Raw genomic sequence first — 18,561 nt, forward strand, 5'->3', positions numbered from 1 at the left:
GTCGGGTCGGCCGTGACTGGCTCGACCCCTCCGCGGAAGCACCGCTTCTCCCTCGGGAAAGCGGACGAAGGGCCGTCCGACGGCCCGCACGGCGCGCGTGACGACGAGCGGGGCTCACCCGGAGCGGTGGCCCCGCTCGCATCGGCGACCGACCGGGCAGACCACCCGGCGCCGGTGCGGCAGCCCGCGCCCGTCGCTCGGCGACGGGCCGGGGTGATGCGCGACAAGGCCCGGGACATGGCCCGGGAAGGGGCCCGTAGGGGCGGCAGCCGCGCTCGCGCGGGCCTGGCGTACCTCGCGGACCGCATCATCGAGATCGCCCCGCGTGTCCCCGTACGCGACCTCGCGACCCTGCGTCGGCAGTTCCCGGACCTGGGGCCCGAGGAAATCGCCGACAAACTCGTGGCGGGCGCGGCGGCCGGCACCTCGACGATCGGGGCCGGGGTCGGAGCGGCGGCGATGCTGCCGGTGCCGCCGGCCATGCCGACCGAACTGGCCGCGGAGATCACCGGGGTCGCCGCGATCGAGCTGAAGCTCATCGCCGAACTGCACGAGGTCTACGGCGTACGGGCGCCCGGGAACCTGAAGGCCCGCAGTACCGCGTATCTGTCCTCCTGGTCGGGGGAGCGCGGGATCGACGTGATGAAGCCGTCGACGTACGACACGGCCCTCGGTGGCCGTATGAAGCGCGAACTGCGCCAGCAGATCATGAAGCGGGTGGTCCGCGACCTGCCCAACCTCATGCCGTTCATGGTGGGCGCCGCGGTCGGGGCGGTCCTCAACCGCAGGGACACCAGGAGGCTCGCCACCCGCATCCGGGCCGACCTGCGCAAGATCCAGGTCCCCTGGGAGGAACTGCCGGAGCTTCCTCCGCTGGACAAGCCGGCGGAGCCGCTGAGGCTGCGCGACCTCCCGGAAGAGCTCTAGGCGTTGGCCGTGCGCGCCGCCTCGATCGCCGCCGCCAGCCTCTCCGGCTCCCGCGTCGACAGGTACAGGTACGGCGTCGGGTCCTCCGGGTCCGTGACCTCCACGCGCAGGGCCGTCGGGATGTAGGCGCGCAGCAGCAGGAACGCGCGCGTGTCGGCCTTGTACGTCCGCCAGGCGCGGGCCTCCTCCGCGTCCAGCACCTCCGAATCGCCCAGCGCCGACACCGGGACCTTCGCCTCGCCCGCGATCAGCGAGTCGCCCACCACGCGGATGCGCGGGGAGCCGTACGCACTGGCCACCACCGCCGCGGCCGCCGTACCGCCGACCAGGCCGCCGAGCAGCGGCAGGGTGCCGAACGGAAGCAGGATCAGGGCGAACGAGACACCTACGAGAAAGCTGACCAGCCACCACGAGCGGGGGGCAGTGAGGCGTTCTTCGTAGGGGGTGGCGGAGAGCTGCATGGAGCCAAGCTTGGCACGGGATCGGCACTTCGCCGACGCGCGGGTAAGGTCTGCGGCTGTGAGAGGTAGTTCCGCAAGCCTTCAGCCCCCCGCCGACGCGGTGAAACCGGTACGGCACCCCGAGGCGCCCGCGCCCGGGGAACTCCTCGGTGCCCACTACGAACACTGTTTCGGTTGCGGCCCCGGGCAGTCGCACGGCCTGCACCTGGAGGCCCGCGCCGGCGACGGTGTCTCGCTGACCGCCGAGTTCACCGTCCAGCCCGCCCACCAGGGCGCCCCGGGCCTCGCCCACGGCGGAGTGCTGGCCACGGCACTGGACGAGACCCTCGGCTCGCTGAACTGGCTGCTGCGGACCATCGCCGTCACCGGCCGGCTGGAGACCGACTTCGTACGACCGGTCCCGCTGGGCACCACGCTGTACCTGGAGGCCGAGGTCACCGCCGTCGCCGGGCGGAAGATCTACTCCACCGCCACCGGACGCATCGGCGGCCCCGACGGGCCCGTCGCCGTCCGCGCCGACGCCCTCTTCATCGAGGTCAAGGTCGACCACTTCATCGACCACGGCCGCGAGGAGGAGATCCAGGCCGCCATGAGCGACCCCGACCAGGTCAGGCGCGCCCGCGCCTTCGAGGTGAACCCGTGAGCCGCGATCCCCTGAACGTACTGCTGCGGCGCATTGATCCGGACGTACCGCTTCCGGCGTACGAGCACCCGGGTGACGCCGGCGCCGATCTGCGCACCACCGAGCCGTGCGAGCTCGGGCCGGGGGAGCGGGCCGTGCTGCCGACGGGGGTGTCGATCGCCCTGCCCGAGGGGTACGCGGCCTTCGTGCATCCGCGCTCCGGTCTCGCCGCCCGCTGCGGTGTCGCCCTCGTGAATGCCCCGGGGACGGTTGATGCCGGGTACCGTGGGGAGATCAAGGTGATCGTGGTGAATCTCGATCCGCGCGACAGTGTGCGGTTCGAGCGTTTCGACCGGATTGCCCAACTGGTCGTCCAACAGGTCGAGAAGGTCCGCTTCCAGGAGGTCGCGGAACTTCCCGATTCGGCGCGGGCCGAAGGGGGCTTCGGGTCCACCGGTGGCCATGCCGCGGTGGGCGACGAGAGCGGCACAAGCGGTCAGGCCGCCGTGAGCGGCCTGACGGGTGGGAATCGATACGCTTCGGTCGTATCCGACCGGGAAGGACAGTGACGTGTTCGGACGTCGCAACAAGAAGGGTGCCGCCGAGGACGCGGCCGGCGAGGCCGAGCAGGTCGTCGACAACGTCGACACCGAGGCGGACGAGGAAGCAGAGGCCGAGCGCGAGCGCGTCCGGCTGGAGCCCGGGCCGCGGCCCGACGGGCCGTGGGACAGCGAGGAGGTGCGCGACCCGGGCGAGGGCCGCGTGGACCTCGGCGGGCTGTTCATTCCGGGCGTCGACGGCATGGAGCTGCGGGTCGAGGTGGCCGGTGACGCGATCGTCGCCGCGACGGTCGTGCTGCGCGACAGCGCCGTCCAGCTCCAGGCCTTCGCCGCGCCCAAGCGTGAGGGCATCTGGGGTGAGGTCCGCGAGGAGATCGCGAGCGGCATCACCCAGCAGGGTGGCATCGTCGACGAGGTCGAGGGGCCGCTGGGGTGGGAGCTGCGGGCCCAGGTGCCGGTGCAGCTGCCGGACGGCACGGGTGGTTTCCAGGTCGTGCGGTTCGTCGGCGTGGACGGTCCGCGCTGGTTCCTGCGCGGTGTGATCTCCGGGCAGGGCGCGGTGCAGCCGCAGGCCGCCGGGCTGCTGGAGCAGATCTTCCGCGACACGGTCGTGGTGCGCGGTGAGGGGCCGATGGCGCCTCGCGACCCGATCGTCCTGAAGCTGCCCAACGACGCGCAGATGGTGCCGGAGGGGGTTCAGCAGGAGGAGTCCTCGCGGTTCTCGGGGGGCATGGGACAGCTGCAGCGGGGGCCGGAGATCACAGAGGTCCGCTAGGCGCTCCGCTGGGTTCAGCAGGGATACACGGGCCGTGCCTCCGAGGGGGCGCGGCCCGTTCTTCGCGGGTCGCGCCGCCGGGGGAGCCTGTTCACTGCCGGGTGCGGGTCCGTCGCGGTCGCTCGCGCAGTGCCCCGCGCCCCGTCATCAGGGTTGCGTCAAAGTTGCCCCCGGCCCACCCCCCTGTCCCGTTTGCCGTGATTGTTGGCCGTAAGGTCGACGCTGCGTAGGCAGCAGTCACCGGAAGACAATGGAGCCATGGCACGCGGCAAGCTTCGGATCTACCTCGGCGCGGCACCGGGCGTGGGCAAGACCTACGCCATGCTCTCCGAGGCGCATCGCCGGGTGGAGCGGGGCACGGACTGTGTCGTGGGCTTCGTCGAGCACCACGACCGGCCGCGCACCGAGGTGATGCTGCACGGCCTGGAACAGGTGCCGCGCAGGCAGCTGGAGTACCGGGGCACCGCCTTCGGCGAGATGGACGTCGACGCCGTGCTGCGCCGGGCCCCCGCCGTCGCCCTGGTCGACGAACTCGCCCACACCAACATCCCCGGCTCACGCAACGCCAAGCGCTGGCAGGACGTGGAGGAACTGCTCGCCGCCGGCATCGACGTCGTCTCCACCGTCAACATCCAGCACCTGGAGTCACTCGGCGACGTCGTGGAGTCGATCACCGGGGTGCGGCAGCGCGAGACCGTCCCGGACGAGGTCGTACGACGCGCCGACCAGATCGAGCTGGTCGACATGTCCCCACAGGCCCTGCGCCGCCGCATGGCCCACGGCAACGTCTACCAGCCGGACAAGGTCGACGCGGCCCTGTCCAACTACTTCCGCCCCGGCAATCTCACCGCCCTGCGCGAGCTGGCCCTGCTGTGGGTGGCGGACCGGGTCGACGAGTACCTGAACGAGTACCGCAGCGAACACCGGGTCTCCAGGATCTGGGGTTCACGCGAGCGGATCGTGGTCGGGCTGACCGGCGGCCCCGAGGGACGCACCCTCATCCGCCGGGCCGCGCGGCTCGCCGAGAAGGGCGCCGGCGGCGAGGTGCTCGCCGTGTACATAGCGCGCAGCGACGGCCTGACCGCGGCCTCCCCGAAGGAACTGGCCGTCCAGCGCACCCTGGTCGAGGACCTGGGCGGCACGTTCCACCATGTCGTCGGGGACGACATACCGGCCGCCCTGCTGGCCTTCGCGCGCGGGGTCAACGCCACCCAGATCGTGCTGGGCTCCTCGCGCCGCAAGGTCTGGCAGTACGTCTTCGGGCCCGGCGTCGGCGCCACCGTCGCCCGGGACTCCGGTCCCGACCTCGACGTCCACATCGTCACCCACGAGGAGGTCGCCAAGGGCCGCGGACTGCCCGTGGCCCGCGGCGCACGGCTCGGGCGGGCCCGGATCATCTGGGGCTGGGCGGTCGGCCTGGTGGGCCCGGCGGTCCTCGCGGTGCTGCTGAACACGATCGATCTCGGCCTCGCCAACGACATGCTGCTGTTCCTCGCCGTCACCGTCGCGGCGGCGCTGCTCGGCGGTCTGCTGCCCGCGCTGGCCTCGGCGGGCTTCGGCTCGCTGCTGCTGAACTACTTCTACACCCCGCCGCTGCACCGGCTGACCATCGCCGATCCCAAGAACATCGTCGCCATCGCGATCTTCTTCGGCGTCGGCATGTCGGTCGCCTCGGTGGTGGACCTCGCGGCCCGGCGCACCCACCAGGCCGCCCGGCTGCGCGCCGAGTCGGAGATCCTCTCCTTCCTCGCGGGGAACGTGCTGCGCGGCGAGACCAGCCTGGAGGAGCTGCTGGAGCGGGTCCGGGAGACCTTCGCGATGGAGTCCGCCGCGCTGCTGGAACGGGCGGGCGACGTCGAGCCGTGGACCTGTGCCGGCCGCGCCGGATTCGGGCGCCCGCTGGAGCGGCCCGAGGACGCCGACGTCGACGTGCCCGTCGGCGACCACATGGCGCTCGCGCTGACCGGCCGGGTCCTGCCCGCCGAGGACCGCCGGGTGCTCGCCGCGTTCGCCGCGCAGGCCGCCGTCGTCCTGGACCGCCGGCGGTTGCAGGAGGAGGCCGACCAGGCCCGCACCCTCGCCGAGGGCAACCGCATCCGCACCGCCCTGCTGGCCGCCGTCAGCCACGACCTGCGCACGCCCCTGGCCGGCATCAAGGCCGCGGTGTCGAGCCTGCGCTCCGACGACGTGGCCTGGTCCGAGGAGGACCAGGCGGAGCTGCTGCAGGGCATCGAGGAGGGCGCCGACCGGCTCGACCACCTCGTCGGCAACCTCCTCGACATGTCCCGCCTGCAGACCGGTACGGTCACCCCGCTGATCCGCGAGATCGACGTGGACGAAGTGGTCCCGATGGCCCTGGGCGGCGTACCCGAGGACAGCGTCGAGCTGGACGTGCCCGAGACCCTGCCGATGGTCGAGGTCGACCCCGGGCTGCTGGAGCGGTCCGTGGCCAACCTGGTGGAGAACGCCGTCAAGTACAGCCCGCGCGGGCGGCTCGTGCTGGTCTCCGCGAGCGCCATGGCCGACCGGGTGGAGGTGCGGGTGGTCGACCGCGGGCCGGGTGTGCCGGACGAGGCCAAGGACCGCATCTTCGAGCCCTTCCAGCGGTACGGCGACGCCCCGCGCGGCGCCGGGGTCGGGCTCGGTCTCGCGGTCGCCCGGGGCTTCGCGGAGGCCATGGGCGGCACCCTCAACGCCGAGGACACACCGGGCGGGGGGCTGACCATGGTCCTGAGCCTGCGGGCCGCGGGATCGGGTCCCGAGCCCCCGGAGGCGGGCGTCGACCTCGCAGAACCTCCCATGGGGGAGGACCTCGCAGAACCAGAAAGGCAGACCCTATGACGACCCGGGTGCTCGTGGTCGACGACGAGCCGCAGATCGTGCGCGCCCTCGTGATCAACCTCAAGGCACGCAAGTACGAGGTCGACGCGGCCCCCGACGGCCGTACGGCCCTCGAACTCGCCGCCTCCCGGCACCCCGACGTGGTCGTCCTCGACCTGGGTCTGCCCGACATGGACGGCGTCGAGGTGATCAGGGGCCTGCGCGGCTGGACCCGCGTGCCCATCCTGGTCCTGTCCGCCCGGCACTCCTCCGACGAGAAGGTCGAGGCGCTGGACGCGGGCGCCGACGACTACGTCACCAAGCCCTTCGGCATGGACGAGCTGCTGGCCCGGCTGCGGGCCGCCGTACGCCGGGCCGAGCCGGTCGGACCCGGCGAGGACGACCTGACGACCGTGGAGACCGAGGGCTTCACCGTCGACCTGGCCGCCAAGAAGGTCAACCGCGCCGGCAAGGACGTCCGGCTCACCCCGACCGAGTGGCACCTGCTGGAGGTGCTGGTCCGCAACACGGGCCGCCTGGTCAGCCAGAAGCAGCTGCTGCGGGAGGTGTGGGGGCCGTCGTACGGGACCGAGACCAACTACCTGCGCGTGTACATGGCCCAGCTGCGCAGGAAACTGGAGACGGACCCGTCGCACCCGGAGCACTTCGTCACCGAACCCGGCATGGGGTACCGCTTCGAGAAGTGAGCTGGGCTACGGAGCCGTCGGTGGGCCCCGGTACGCTTCAGGTATGAGTGCTGTTCCTCGTTCCGAAAAGCCGGCCGGCCGGTTCCGGCGCATGCTCGACCGGCTCTCCTCCTCGCAGGAGGACCTGGAGTCAGAGGAGCTGCGGGAAGATGCCGAGACAGCAGGCTGTACCAAGATCGGTGACTGCCATGACCGGCAGATCGTCACCGTAACTGGTACCTTGCGCACGGTCACCTTGCGACCGCGCGCCGGGGTCCCGGCCCTGGAGGCCGAGCTGTTCGACGGCTCCGCCGCGCTGGACGTGGTGTGGCTCGGCAGGCGTTCCATCGTGGGCATAGAACCGGGGCGCAGGCTGATCGCATCGGGCCGGATCTCGATGAGCCGGGGCCGCCGGGTGCTCTTCAACCCGAAGTACGAACTGCGACCCCTCGGACGGGAGTAGCCGGTGACGTCCCTCGACAAGCCGACCGAAAGCACCGACCAGAATCCCCCCGACGAGCCCGGCGACGCCCGCGCGGTGACCGAGGCCGCGTTGTTCGAGGCGTTCGGCGGTGTCCGCGGCATGGTCGAGACGGTCGTGCCGGGCCTGCTCTTCGTCGCGATCTTCACGGTCGACAAGGACCTGCACGTGTCGGCGATCGCGGCGCTGATCGTCTCCCTGGTCCTGGTCGTGATCCGGCTCGTGATGAAGGACACCGTCAAGCACGCGTTCAGCGGTGTGTTCGGCGTGGCCTTCGGCGTGGTCTTCGCGATGTTCACCGGCAACGCCAAGGACTTCTACCTGCCCGGCATGCTCTACACGCTGGGCCTGGCGCTGGCGTACATCGTCACGACCCTCGCCGGGGTGCCCCTGATCGGCCTCATCCTCGGTCCGGTCTTCAAGGAGAACCTCTCCTGGCGCACCCGCAACCCCGGCCGCAAGAAGGCCTACGCGAAGGCCAGTTGGGCCTGGGGTCTGATCCTGCTCGCCAAGTGCGCGATCCTCTTCCCGCTCTACTGGTGGTCCGACACCACCCGGCTCGGCTGGGTCCTGATCGCCCTGAAGATCCCGCCGTTCCTGCTGGCGGTCTGGCTGACCTGGGTCTTCCTCGCGAAGGCGCCGGCCCCCATCGACGTGTTCGCGGAGATGGAGGCGGAGGAGAAGGCGGCCGAGGAGAGGAAGGCGGCCGCCGAGGCCGCCGGAGGCCGGCACCGCCGAGAGGCGTAGACGGCCCTCGTACGCCGAAGAAGGGCGCCCTTGCCGCCAAGGGCGCCCTTCTTCGTACCGGCTCGGTCAGGCCTCTTCCCGCCGCACCGACAGCAGTTCCTCCAACTGCTCCTCGCGGGCCTGGGCGGCCACGAACAGCAGCTCGTCGCCCGCCTCCAGGGAGTCCTCCTTGGAGGGGGTGAGCACACGGGTGCCGCGGATGATCGTGACCAGGGAGGTGTCCTCGGGCCACTCGACGTCCCCGACCTGGGTACCGGCCAGGGCCGACTCCTCGGGCAGGGTCAGCTCGACGAGGTTGGCGTCGCCGTGGCTGAAGCGGAGCAGACGGACCAGGTCGCCGACCGAGACCGCCTCCTCGACCAGGGCGGACATCAGACGCGGGGTGGAGACGGCCACGTCCACGCCCCAGGCCTCGTTGAACAGCCACTCGTTCTTCGGGTTGTTGACGCGGGCGACGACGCGCGGGACGCCGTACTCCGTCTTGGCGAGCAGCGACACGACCAGGTTCACCTTGTCGTCGCCGGTCGCGGCGATGACGACGTTGCAGCGCTGCAGCGCCGCCTCGTCCAGGGACGTGATCTCGCAGGCGTCGGCCAGCAGCCACTCCGCCTGGGGCACCCGCTCCACCGAGATGGCGGTCGGGGCCTTGTCGATGAGCAGGACCTCGTGGCCGTTCTCCAGCAGCTCGCCCGCGATCGAGCGGCCGACGGCGCCGGCTCCGGCAATGGCGACCCTCATCAGTGACCGCCCTCCTCTTCCGGGCCCTGGGCGAACGCCGCCTCGACCTTCTCGATCTCGTCCGTCCGCATCATCACGTGCACGAGGTCACCCTCCTGCAGCACCGTCTGCGAGGTAGGCAGGATCGCCTCGCCCAGACGGGTCAGGAACGCCACGCGGACGCCCGTCTCCTCCTGCAGCTTGCTGATCTTGTGACCGACCCACTTCGCGGAGGCGTGCACCTCGGCGAGCTGGACGCCCCCGGTGGGGTCGCGCCACAGCGGCTCGGCGCCCGAGGGCAGCAGACGGCGCAGCATCTGGTCGGCGGTCCAGCGGACCGTGGCCACGGTCGGGATGCCCAGGCGCTGGTAGACCTCAGCACGGCGCGGGTCGTAGATGCGCGCGGCCACGTTCTCCACGCCGAACATCTCACGGGCCACACGCGCGGAGATGATGTTGGAGTTGTCACCGCTGGAGACGGCGGCGAAGGCGCCGGCCTCCTCGATGCCCGCCTCGCGCAGGGTGTCCTGGTCGTAGCCGACGCCGGTGACCCGGCGGCCCCCGAATCCCGGGCCCAGCCGGCGGAAGGCGGTGGGGTCCTGGTCGATCACGGCGACCGTGTGCCCCTGTTGCTCCAGGGTCTGGGCAAGAGTGGAGCCCACTCTTCCGCAGCCCATGATGACGATGTGCACGACCGTCCTTCCAGTGTCCAAAAGTTACCGCTCAGCATCAGGGTCTCAGACCGACGCCCAAAGCTACACACGGGCGCCGGGGGGCGGGCACCCCCGTGCGCCGGTTCCCCTTGATCACCCTCCGCGATCACGCGTCGGCGGAGTCGGCGGTCCGCGTCCCCGCGATCACCGGGGGCGGGCGCCGGCGAGTGATGCTGCGCACGCTGCACAGGGTCAGGATTCCGAGGCCGAGGAGGGCGAGGGTCGCCCCGATCAGCTCCGCGGTGGCGGGCATGGGACCTCCGAGGTGCGACGACAGGCGGGTCTGCCATCTAGGCACGGGGAGCGCGCGGACCGCGGAATCCGCAGTTCAGTGCGCCTGTGATTTCACTCGTGAGGCAGAACACCGGCACCGGGTGGGCGGCAGCCTGTTCGAAGGCCTACCATCCTCTGTCGTGTCCAAACTGACCGACGTGCCCAAACGGATCCTGATCGGGCGCGCACTGCGCAGTGACCGGCTGGGCGAAACGCTCCTGCCGAAGCGCATCGCACTCCCCGTCTTCGCCTCCGACCCGCTGTCCTCTGTCGCCTACGCGCCGGGGGAGGTCCTGCTGGTCCTGTCCATCGCGGGCGTGTCGGCGTACCACTTCAGCCCCTGGATCGCCGTCGCGGTCGTCGTGCTGATGTTCACGGTCGTCGCCTCCTACCGGCAGAACGTCCACGCCTACCCGAGCGGCGGCGGCGACTACGAGGTCGCCACCACCAACCTGGGCCCCAAGGCGGGCCTGACCGTGGCCAGCGCCCTGCTCGTGGACTACGTCCTGACCGTCGCCGTCTCCATCGCCTCCGGCATCGAGAACCTCGGCTCGGCGGTCCCCTTCGTGGTCGAGCACAAGGTGCTGTGCGCGGTCGCCGTGATCGTCCTGCTGACGCTGATGAACCTGCGCGGCGTGAAGGAGTCCGGCAAGCTCTTCGCGATCCCGACCTACGTGTTCGTCGGCGGCGTCTTCATCATGATCGCGTGGGGTGCCGTACGCGGCCTGATCCTCGGCGACAGCATGCACGCGCCGACCGCCGACTACCACATCAGGGCCGAGCACCAGGGCCTCGCGGGCTTCGCCCTCGTCTTCCTGCTGCTCCGCGCCTTCTCCTCGGGCTGTGCGGCGCTCACCGGTGTCGAGGCGATCTCCAACGGCGTCCCCGCCTTCCGCAAGCCCAAGTCGAAGAACGCGGCGACCACGCTCGCGCTGATGGGCGGGCTCGCCGTCACCATGTTCTGCGGCATCATCGCCCTCGCCATGTCGACCAAGGTCCGCATGGCCGAGAACCCGGCCACCGACCTGATCCACAACGGCCACCCGGTCGGCTCCGGCTATGTCCAGAACCCGGTGATCTCGCAGGTCGCCGAGGCGGTCTTCGGCAAGGGCAGCTTCCTGTTCGTCGTCCTCGCGGCGGCCACGGCCCTCGTGCTGTTCCTCGCGGCGAACACCGCGTACAACGGCTTCCCGCTGCTCGGTTCGATCCTCGCCCAGGACCGCTACCTCCCGCGCCAGCTGCACACCCGCGGCGACCGCCTCGCCTTCTCCAACGGCATCGTGCTGCTCGCGGGCGCCGCGACCCTGCTGACCGTCATCTACGGCGCGGACTCCACCCGGCTGATCCAGCTGTACATCGTCGGCGTGTTCGTGTCCTTCACGCTCAGCCAGACCGGCATGGTCAGGCACTGGAACCGCCACCTGGCGGTCGAGCAGGACCCGGCCAAGCGCCGCCACATGATCCGCTCCCGGGCGATCAACGCGTTCGGCGCCTTCTTCACCGGCCTGGTGCTGGTCGTCGTCCTCGTCACGAAGTTCACGCACGGCGCCTGGGTCGCCCTGCTCGGCATGTGCATCTTCTACGCGACGATGACCGCGATCCGTAAGCACTACGACGGCGTCGCCGAGGAGCTCACGGCACCCGAGGAGCCGGACGACGACCTGATCCGCCCGTCCCGCGTGCACTCGGTCGTCCTGATCTCCAAGATCCACCGCCCCACCCTGCGCGCCCTGGCCTACGCCAAGCTGATGCGCTCGGACACCCTGGAGGCGCTGACGGTCAACGTCGACCCGGCCGAGACCAAGGCGCTGCGCGAGGAGTGGGAGCGGCGCGGCATCGACGTACCGCTGAAGGTCCTGGACTCGCCGTACCGCGAGGTCACCCGGCCGGTCATCGAGTACGTCAAGGGCCTGCGCAAGGAGTCCCCGCGCGACGCGGTCTCCGTGATCATCCCCGAGTACGTGGTCGGCCACTGGTACGAGCACCTGCTGCACAACCAGAGCGCCCTGCGCCTGAAGGGCCGCCTGCTCTTCACCCCCGGCGTGATGGTGACCTCCGTGCCCTACCAGCTGGCGTCCTCCGAGGCGGCCAAGATGCGGGCCCGCAAGCGGCAGGAGTGGAGCGCACCGGGTGCCGTACGACGGGGTCCGGCGGCGGAGCGGCCCAAGGAGCCGTCGGCGGCCAAGGAGTGAGCCCGGATCGCTGATCCCGGGGTGAGCCCGGGATCACCGGGCCCGGGGCGGCCTGTGGTGAGCGGCCGGACGACAGCCACGTAAACTGGTGGGCTGTTGTCCGGCCGTTTCCCGTTCCCGATCTGGAGTCACCCCGCCATGCAGGCAGAACCGAAGAAGTCGCTGGCCGGGGAGGAGTACGAGGTCGAGATCGGCCCCGTCGCCCACGGCGGCCACTGCATCGCCCGTACCGCCGAGGGGCAGGTGCTGTTCGTCCGGCACGCGCTGCCCGGCGAGCGGGTGGTGGCGAGGGTGACCGAGGGCGAGGAGGGAGCCCGCTTCCTCCGCGCGGACGCGGTGGAGGTCCTGGAGGCCTCCAAGGACCGCATCGAGGCGCCCTGCCCCTTCGCCGGCCCCGGCCGCTGCGGCGGCTGCGACTGGCAGCACGCCAAGCCCGGCGCCCAGCGCCGCCTCAAGGGCGAGGTGATCGCCGAACAGCTCAAGCGGCTCGCCGGTCTCACGCCCGAGGAGGTCGGCTGGGACGGCACGGTGATGCCGGCCGAGGGCGACAAGCTGCCCGCCGGCCAGGTCCCGCAGTGGCGCACCCGCGTCCAGTACGCCGTCGACGCCGAGGGCCACGCGGGCCTGCGCCGCCACCGCTCGCACGAGATCGAGCGCATCGACCACTGCATGATCGCGGCGGAGGGCGTCAGCGAGCTGGGCATCGAACGGCGGGACTGGACCGGCATGGAGTCGGTCGAGGCGATCGCGGCGACGGGATCGCAGGACCGCCAGGTGATCCTGATCCCGCGCCCGGGCGCCCGCCTCCCCCTGGTCGAACTGGACAAGCCGGTGTCGGTCCTGCGGGTCGACGAGAAGTCCGGGGGGATCCACCGCGTCCACGGCCGCCCCTTCGTCCGCGAACGCGCGGACGGCCGTACCCACCGCGTCGCGAGCGGTGGCTTCTGGCAGGTCCACCCGAAGGCGGCCGACACCCTCGTGACGGCGGTGATGCAGGGCCTGCTGCCCCGCAAGGGCGAGACGGCGCTCGACCTCTACTGCGGGGTGGGTCTGTTCGCGGGGGCGCTGGCCGACCGGCTCGGCGAGAAGGGCGCGGTCCTCGGGATCGAGTCCGGCAAGCGGGCGGTGGAGGACGCGCGGCACAACCTGGCCGACTTCCCACGGGTCCGTATCGAACAGGGCAAGGTCGAGTCGGTCCTGCCGCGCACCGGCATCACCGAGGTCGACCTGATCGTCCTGGACCCGCCCCGCGCCGGTGCGGGCCGCAAGACGGTCGCCCACCTCGCCTCCCTGGACGCCCGCCGCATCGCCTACGTCGCCTGCGATCCCGCTGCGCTGGCCCGCGACCTGGCGTACTTCCGCGAGGGCGGTTACCGGGTGCGGACGCTCCGGGCGTTCGATCTGTTTCCGATGACGCATCACGTGGAGTGCGTGGCGATTCTGGAGCCTGCCGCGAAGGGGCTCTGACCTGCTGATTTCCTGACTCCCAGGATCCGGCCCGACCGCGTCGACCTGTTTCGGTGGGCGCATGACGTGGACCGGGTCGCGTGCCGGACGTACGCCCCTGACCTGTGGCTTTGATCAGTGACGGGGAAGGCGGGCGCGTGGTGATGGCGGCCAGGCGCGTCGGGAGCAGCACTCCGGCGGTGATCGACGCGGCTCCGGCAAGGAACACGGTTCGGGGCGCCCAGTTCCGCTTGGGGCGCTGTGCCGCGACGGCCACGAAAGCGGTAGCGAGCATCCCGGCCAGGCCGCGATCACTTTCTGCGTCGCGAGGAGGGTTGCCGATGCCCAGAGCCTCGATCTGGCCGCTCCCGTGCGTGCCCGCACCGTCCCTTTGGGCAGCAGGCGTTACGCTGGGCGCACCCCCAATGCTCTCTGAAACGTTACGCTCCGGCTGGGTCAATATCTGTGCCCGCGAGCTGAGATTTCAACGGAACGGGCAGACAGATTCTCTACCGCTTTAAGTGGAGTGGGATTCTTTGCCGCACACAGGCCGCTGCGGCGTGCTACTGTCGATCTCAGTTGCAGTTGTGGTTCCCAAAACTCCAAGTGTCCTCCGGGCGGCGCCTGTGCCGTGGGAAGCGCTTTTGTTATCCGGTCTTTTTCCGGACGGGCTGATCATCGCGGCGACACGGGGTCCGCGCAGTGCGGATCCCGATGCACTGCCCCAAAGGAGAAATGACATGGCTGCTGGCACCGTGAAGTGGTTCAACGCGGAAAAGGGCTTCGGCTTCATCGAGCAGGACGGTGGCGGCGCTGACGTGTTCGCCCACTACTCGAACATCGCCGCCCAGGGCTTCCGCGAGCTGCTGGAGGGCCAGAAGGTGACCTTCGACATCGCTCAGGGCCAGAAGGGCCCGACGGCCGAGAACATCGTTCTCGCCTGACGCCGACTGTCGCGTACTTGTAGCTGGGGCCCGCGTCCTTCGGGGTGCGGGCCCCAGCTGCTCGCATTTTCCCGCAGTGGTCTCGCCTGCGGACGACAAGCAGGAAGCCCGTAGGCTCACCGCATACGGAGCATCCTTCAGGGGTGCACGCATCCCTTCATGGGCTTCATAGCAGCGGACGCCCGGACAGTGCGTCCGCTTCGCGCCACTCATTCCAGCGCCTGTGCCCGCACGGATTTTCCGTCGGTCAGGTTCGCTCTCGCATTCCACCGGTCCATTCTTGCAATTCTCTCTGCTGCTCATTGCTGCGGGAATTCCTTGATATGTGCCGTATCGAGGAAGGTTCCGCATGAACCGCACACGCACGAACGACCGCTTCGCCCGCACCCGTAACGGCAGTACCGACTCCGGCAGGGGCGGCAGCCGATTCGGCTCGTCGGCCAGGAGCCGCTCCGGCGGGCCGAGCCGCTCCGGTGGTTACGGTCGCGGGCCCGCCGCGGTCCAGGGGGAGTTCGCGCTGCCCAGGACGATCACACCCGCGCTTCCCGCCGCAGAGGGCTTCGCCGATCTCGACATGCCCGGGGCACTGCTGGCCGCGCTCGGCTCACAAGGCGTGACCGTGCCCTTCCCGATCCAGGCCGCGACCCTGCCGAATTCCCTCGCCGGCCGGGACGTACTGGGCCGTGGCCGCACCGGCTCCGGCAAGACCCTCGCTTTCGGGCTGGCGCTGCTGGCCCGTACGGCCGGGCAGCGCGCCGAGGCCAGGCAGCCGCTGGCGCTGATCCTCGTACCCACGCGTGAACTGGCGCAGCAGGTCACCGACGCGCTCGCCCCGTACGCCCGCTCCGTGAGGCTGCGGCTGGCCACGGTGGTGGGCGGAATGCCGATCGGCAGGCAGACGAGCGCGCTGCGCGGTGGCGCCGAGGTCGTCGTCGCCACGCCGGGACGCCTCAAAGACCTCATCGATCGTGGCGAGTGCCGGCTGAACCAGGTTTCCATCACCGTTCTCGACGAGGCCGACCAGATGGCCGACATGGGCTTCATGCCGCAGGTCACCGCCCTCCTCGACCAGGTCCGCCCCGAAGGGCAGCGCATGCTGTTCTCCGCCACTCTCGACCGCAACGTCGACCTGCTCGTGCGCCGCTACCTCAGCGACCCCGTCGTGCACTCCGTCGACCCCTCGGCCGGCGCGGTCACGACGATGGAGCACCACGTGCTCCACGTGCACGGCGCCGACAAGCACACGGCCACCACCCAGATCGCCGCACGCGACGGCCGCGTGATCATGTTCCTCGACACCAAGCACGCCGTCGACGGCCTCACCGAGCACCTCCTGAACAGCGGGGTACGGGCCGCCGCCCTGCACGGCGGGAAGTCGCAGCCGCAGCGCACCCGGACGCTGGCACAGTTCAAGAGCGGGCACGTCAACGTACTGGTAGCGACCAATGTTGCGGCGCGCGGCATCCACGTGGACAACCTCGACCTCGTCGTCAACGTCGACCCGCCGACCGACCACAAGGACTACCTCCACCGCGGCGGCCGTACCGCCCGCGCAGGAGAGTCCGGCAGTGTCGTCACCCTGGTCACCCCCAACCAGCGCCACGCCCTGACCCGCCTCATGGCAGCGGCCGGCATCGTCCCGCAGACCACCCGGGTCCGCGCCGGCGAAGAGGCCCTGCACCGCATCACCGGCGCCCAGGCACCCTCCGGCATCCCGGTCGTCATCACCGCACCGGTGGTCGAGCGCCCCAAGAAGCGCGGCGCCACCTCACGCGGCCGACGCCGCCCCGTCTCGGCGGCCCGCCGTGCGCCCGGACGGCAGTCCACCGCGGGTGCGGCTGCATAGAACCTTCGTGACCAGGAAGCCGGCCAACTCCGCAGGAGGCACCCTTTGACGCTGGACCAGACGCAGTTCCGCCCGGCGAGCGCCCACCCCGAGCACGGCACGGTGGCCGACACCATGGACACCGCCGGACCGCAGGTCTGGGAGGACATGACCGTGGAGGTGGCACTGTCCGTGATGACCGCCGCCCGTACAGGTCATCTGGCGGTCTGCGACGAGGACGGTCTGCGCACCGGCCTGGTCACCCGGGCCGGGCTCACGGCCGTTCGTGACGGCTCCGGATACACGGACCGGATCCGCCTGCGGGACATCGCCGACGTCATCGGGCCCTTCGCCCCACCGCCGACCACTGGGGCCGAAGCCGAACGTGCGATGCGCTGCCGCTGGCTCGGGGCCGCGCCCGTGGCCGACGAACACGGCAACGCTCTGAGCACCCTCGCCGTTTCCCGCTGAACCGCCCTCACCCCACCCGGCCCCGTCTTCTCGTCTCCCTGGAGGCATCATGCGCTGTGTCATCGCCCGCTTCCCGTTCGACCTGACCAAGAGCGGCGTGGTGGAATCGATGAAGGGCGTCAGACCCGAGCCGGTCACCGGTGAGTTTGTCATCATCGGACGACGCCACTACCCCGCCAAGCAGGTCGGCCAGGTCATCACCCGCCAGGACCGCCGTGATTTCAGCACCGGCGAAGTCCTCAGGGCCATGACCCAACTCGGCTTCACCTGCCGCACCCGCCCCGCCGCCGCAACCGCGCCCATGGCCGGCCCGTACCAGCGGGCGTCCGCAGCGCCCGGTGCTCCCCCTGTCCGCCTGACATACGGACAGGTGTGAGCCGAACCGAGCAGTGAGGCCCGACCGGCGTGTGCCGGGCGGGCCTCACTGTGTGCCGTGTGCTGGTGGGTCAGTGGCCGGAGTAGCTGAAGTCGCCCACGGTCCACTTCCGAGCGCGTATCTCCGCCCACCTACGCCCAAGGACCGCCGATGCTTCCCGAGTTCCCCTCCCACGCATCCGCCCCCCTCGCAGATCAGCTGGAACAAAGACTGGGGCTGCCCTCACCATGCGAAACCGGCCGTTTCGACGTGGAGCGTGTCGCCGGCATAGCGGTCCTCGCGGCGGCCCACTCCGATGGCTACGCGGCCACCGCGCATCTCCTCGGACTGCTGGCCGCGCTCCCCGCCCCCACCGACGCAGGAGAACCCTTTTGGTCGAACCTGTGGAGATCCTCGGGCACCGCCTACCTGCTGCCGACCAATATCAAGGACCTGGTGCTGCGTTCGCTGGCCGGAGAGGGAACCGGTCTGGCCGGGCAGATCCTCTCGGCCGTGGACGAGATGACGCCTCCCCAGCGCGTTGCGGCCGCAGAGGTGATCGGCCAGGCGCTCGCCGAGTCCGACCACCTCCCTGATCTCAAGACGCAGGTCATCGGCGAACTGTGGCTCCGGGACCTGGAACTCACCGCCTGGCGCGTTCTTCACGCGGGCCACAGGTCGCCCGATGCGGCCGGACGTAACGCCTTCGTCGAAGCATGGACGAGTGTCTGACTCCGGCCGAGCCGGCACACGCAAGCATCCGAATTCATTCGGGACGTTCGAGCGGTGACCTGTGATCGAACGAATCCTGGCACGACTCGGACGGTGGTGGGACGCGTCGGTCAGTTGGTCCTTGCCGAGAGGACGGGTTCGTCATGGCACGGCTGCGGCCCGTGGGCGCACGGGCTCGCCGCACTGCCCTGGTTCCTGGAGCACCGACGGTGGCACCGTGCTGACCTGCGCACAGGGGGCCGGTGACGCCGCCTACGACCCGTACCTGCGGGGCAGTGGCTCGACAGCCGCACTCCCGGGGCCGTCTCGACACCGCCGGTACCCCGGTCTCGCCGTAGCCGACGAGACTCACACGCCAGGCTGCCTGTCACCGCGGCCTTGGACGTCATGGAGTCGAGTGGCAGCGCGCCTTCACGGACGCCGTGATCGCCGACCAGCCGAGGGACGGCGGGCACCCGGGGCAAGATCGGGCGCACTTCCGGCACGGCGCCGACGGCACTCGGGCACTGCTGTACACCGAGTGGCCCAGCGACGAGGCACACCGGGAGGCCGCGGAGGCCGGCCACCACGACAAGAGGCACGAGATCCTCGCCGGCACCACCGGGCTCACGGCAGACCCACCGAAGACGGTACTGCCTTGATCCCTCCCTGTCCGGCCGCCGGCGTCATCGGATCGTCCCCGGACACCCGTTGGGGTGCCCCGACCCTGTCGGGAGGAAGAGATCGAACAGGTAATGGATCACCCTGTCCCGCTCTCCGGGTACCGTCAGGGTATGAGTCATCCGCACCCGGAACTGAAAGCCGCTCCTCCCCT

General features: G+C 70.7%; 20 protein-coding genes. 16 read left to right on the forward strand and 4 right to left on the reverse strand.

The window, feature by feature from the left end:
* Positions 1–12 precede the first annotated feature (12 nt).
* Positions 13–927, forward strand: a complete 915-nt coding sequence (locus ACWC94_RS21890; RefSeq protein ID WP_450798523.1) for a hypothetical protein — start codon at positions 13–15, stop codon at positions 925–927.
* Here the strand turns inward: ACWC94_RS21890 and ACWC94_RS21895 are convergent.
* Positions 924–1,388 carry a DUF3093 domain-containing protein gene (locus tag ACWC94_RS21895; protein WP_450798524.1) on the reverse strand — a complete coding sequence of 155 codons (465 nt, stop codon included), beginning with the start codon at positions 1,386–1,388 and terminating at the stop codon, positions 924–926. The two genes, ACWC94_RS21890 and ACWC94_RS21895, sit on opposite strands and share 4 nt — an antisense overlap.
* A gap of 58 nt (positions 1,389–1,446) precedes the next feature.
* Here ACWC94_RS21895 and ACWC94_RS21900 point away from each other — a divergent pair, with 58 nt between their 5' ends.
* The 7 genes from ACWC94_RS21900 (at position 1,447) to ACWC94_RS21930 (ending at position 8,079) form a co-directional block, all read left to right on the forward strand.
* A complete protein-coding gene (locus ACWC94_RS21900; RefSeq protein ID WP_450798525.1) occupies positions 1,447–2,031 on the forward strand; it encodes a PaaI family thioesterase in 585 nt (194 codons plus the stop codon).
* On the forward strand, positions 2,028–2,579 hold the full coding sequence (dut, locus tag ACWC94_RS21905) for a dUTP diphosphatase (RefSeq protein WP_450798526.1): 552 nt from the start codon (positions 2,028–2,030) through the stop codon (positions 2,577–2,579). The genes ACWC94_RS21900 and dut overlap by 4 nt, the downstream gene beginning before the upstream one ends.
* 1 nt (position 2,580) lies before the next feature.
* A complete protein-coding gene (locus tag ACWC94_RS21910) occupies positions 2,581–3,345 on the forward strand; it encodes a DUF3710 domain-containing protein (protein WP_450798527.1) in 765 nt (254 codons plus the stop codon).
* A gap of 258 nt (positions 3,346–3,603) precedes the next feature.
* Positions 3,604–6,186 (forward strand): ATP-binding protein, encoded by a 2,583-nt coding sequence (locus ACWC94_RS21915; RefSeq protein WP_450798528.1) that lies wholly within the window; start codon positions 3,604–3,606, stop codon positions 6,184–6,186.
* Positions 6,183–6,872: a response regulator gene (locus tag ACWC94_RS21920; protein WP_450798529.1), complete on the forward strand. Its 690-nt coding sequence runs from the start codon at positions 6,183–6,185 to the stop codon at positions 6,870–6,872. The genes ACWC94_RS21915 and ACWC94_RS21920 overlap by 4 nt, the downstream gene beginning before the upstream one ends.
* Positions 6,873–6,915: 43 nt before the next feature.
* Positions 6,916–7,314, forward strand: a complete 399-nt coding sequence (locus ACWC94_RS21925) for an OB-fold nucleic acid binding domain-containing protein (protein WP_360148167.1) — start codon at positions 6,916–6,918, stop codon at positions 7,312–7,314.
* A gap of 3 nt (positions 7,315–7,317) precedes the next feature.
* Positions 7,318–8,079 carry a DUF3159 domain-containing protein gene (locus ACWC94_RS21930; protein WP_450798530.1) on the forward strand — a complete coding sequence of 254 codons (762 nt, stop codon included), beginning with the start codon at positions 7,318–7,320 and terminating at the stop codon, positions 8,077–8,079.
* Positions 8,080–8,145: 66 nt separating this feature from the next.
* Here the strand turns inward: ACWC94_RS21930 and ACWC94_RS21935 are convergent, their stop codons facing one another.
* The 3 genes from ACWC94_RS21935 to ACWC94_RS21945 all read right to left on the reverse strand — a co-directional run bounded on the left by ACWC94_RS21935 (position 8,146) and on the right by ACWC94_RS21945 (position 9,762).
* Positions 8,146–8,817, reverse strand: coding sequence for a potassium channel family protein (locus ACWC94_RS21935; protein ID WP_053655268.1), 672 nt, complete (start codon positions 8,815–8,817; stop codon positions 8,146–8,148).
* Positions 8,817–9,488 (reverse strand): potassium channel family protein, encoded by a 672-nt coding sequence (locus tag ACWC94_RS21940; RefSeq protein ID WP_450798531.1) that lies wholly within the window; start codon positions 9,486–9,488, stop codon positions 8,817–8,819. The genes ACWC94_RS21935 and ACWC94_RS21940 overlap by 1 nt, the downstream gene beginning before the upstream one ends.
* 127 nt (positions 9,489–9,615) lie before the next feature.
* A complete protein-coding gene (locus tag ACWC94_RS21945) occupies positions 9,616–9,762 on the reverse strand; it encodes a hypothetical protein (protein ID WP_450798532.1) in 147 nt (48 codons plus the stop codon).
* A 160-nt stretch (positions 9,763–9,922) separates the two neighbouring features.
* Here ACWC94_RS21945 and ACWC94_RS21950 point away from each other — a divergent pair, with 160 nt between their 5' ends.
* The 8 genes from ACWC94_RS21950 (at position 9,923) to ACWC94_RS21985 (ending at position 18,388) form a co-directional block, all read left to right on the forward strand.
* Positions 9,923–11,974: an APC family permease gene (locus ACWC94_RS21950; protein ID WP_450798533.1), complete on the forward strand. Its 2,052-nt coding sequence runs from the start codon at positions 9,923–9,925 to the stop codon at positions 11,972–11,974.
* A gap of 138 nt (positions 11,975–12,112) precedes the next feature.
* Positions 12,113–13,441, forward strand: coding sequence for a class I SAM-dependent RNA methyltransferase (locus tag ACWC94_RS21955; RefSeq protein ID WP_450798535.1), 1,329 nt, complete (start codon positions 12,113–12,115; stop codon positions 13,439–13,441).
* Positions 13,442–14,160: 719 nt separating this feature from the next.
* On the forward strand, positions 14,161–14,364 hold the full coding sequence (locus ACWC94_RS21960) for a cold-shock protein (protein ID WP_014145516.1): 204 nt from the start codon (positions 14,161–14,163) through the stop codon (positions 14,362–14,364).
* Between the two features lie 349 nt (positions 14,365–14,713).
* Positions 14,714–16,210 (forward strand): DEAD/DEAH box helicase, encoded by a 1,497-nt coding sequence (locus ACWC94_RS21965; protein ID WP_450798537.1) that lies wholly within the window; start codon positions 14,714–14,716, stop codon positions 16,208–16,210.
* Between the two features lie 45 nt (positions 16,211–16,255).
* Positions 16,256–16,660 (forward strand): CBS domain-containing protein, encoded by a 405-nt coding sequence (locus ACWC94_RS21970; protein WP_450798539.1) that lies wholly within the window; start codon positions 16,256–16,258, stop codon positions 16,658–16,660.
* Positions 16,661–16,709: 49 nt separating this feature from the next.
* Entirely contained in the window at positions 16,710–17,036 is a 327-nt protein-coding gene (locus ACWC94_RS21975; protein WP_450798541.1) for an SCO5918 family protein, read from the forward strand.
* Positions 17,037–17,285: 249 nt separating this feature from the next.
* Complete coding sequence (locus tag ACWC94_RS21980; RefSeq protein ID WP_450798543.1) at positions 17,286–17,747, forward strand: hypothetical protein; 462 nt, start codon at positions 17,286–17,288, stop codon at positions 17,745–17,747.
* A 422-nt stretch (positions 17,748–18,169) separates the two neighbouring features.
* A complete protein-coding gene (locus ACWC94_RS21985) occupies positions 18,170–18,388 on the forward strand; it encodes a hypothetical protein (protein WP_450798545.1) in 219 nt (72 codons plus the stop codon).
* Positions 18,389–18,561 lie beyond the last annotated feature (173 nt).

The organism is Streptomyces sp. NPDC001135, from assembly GCF_053598395.1.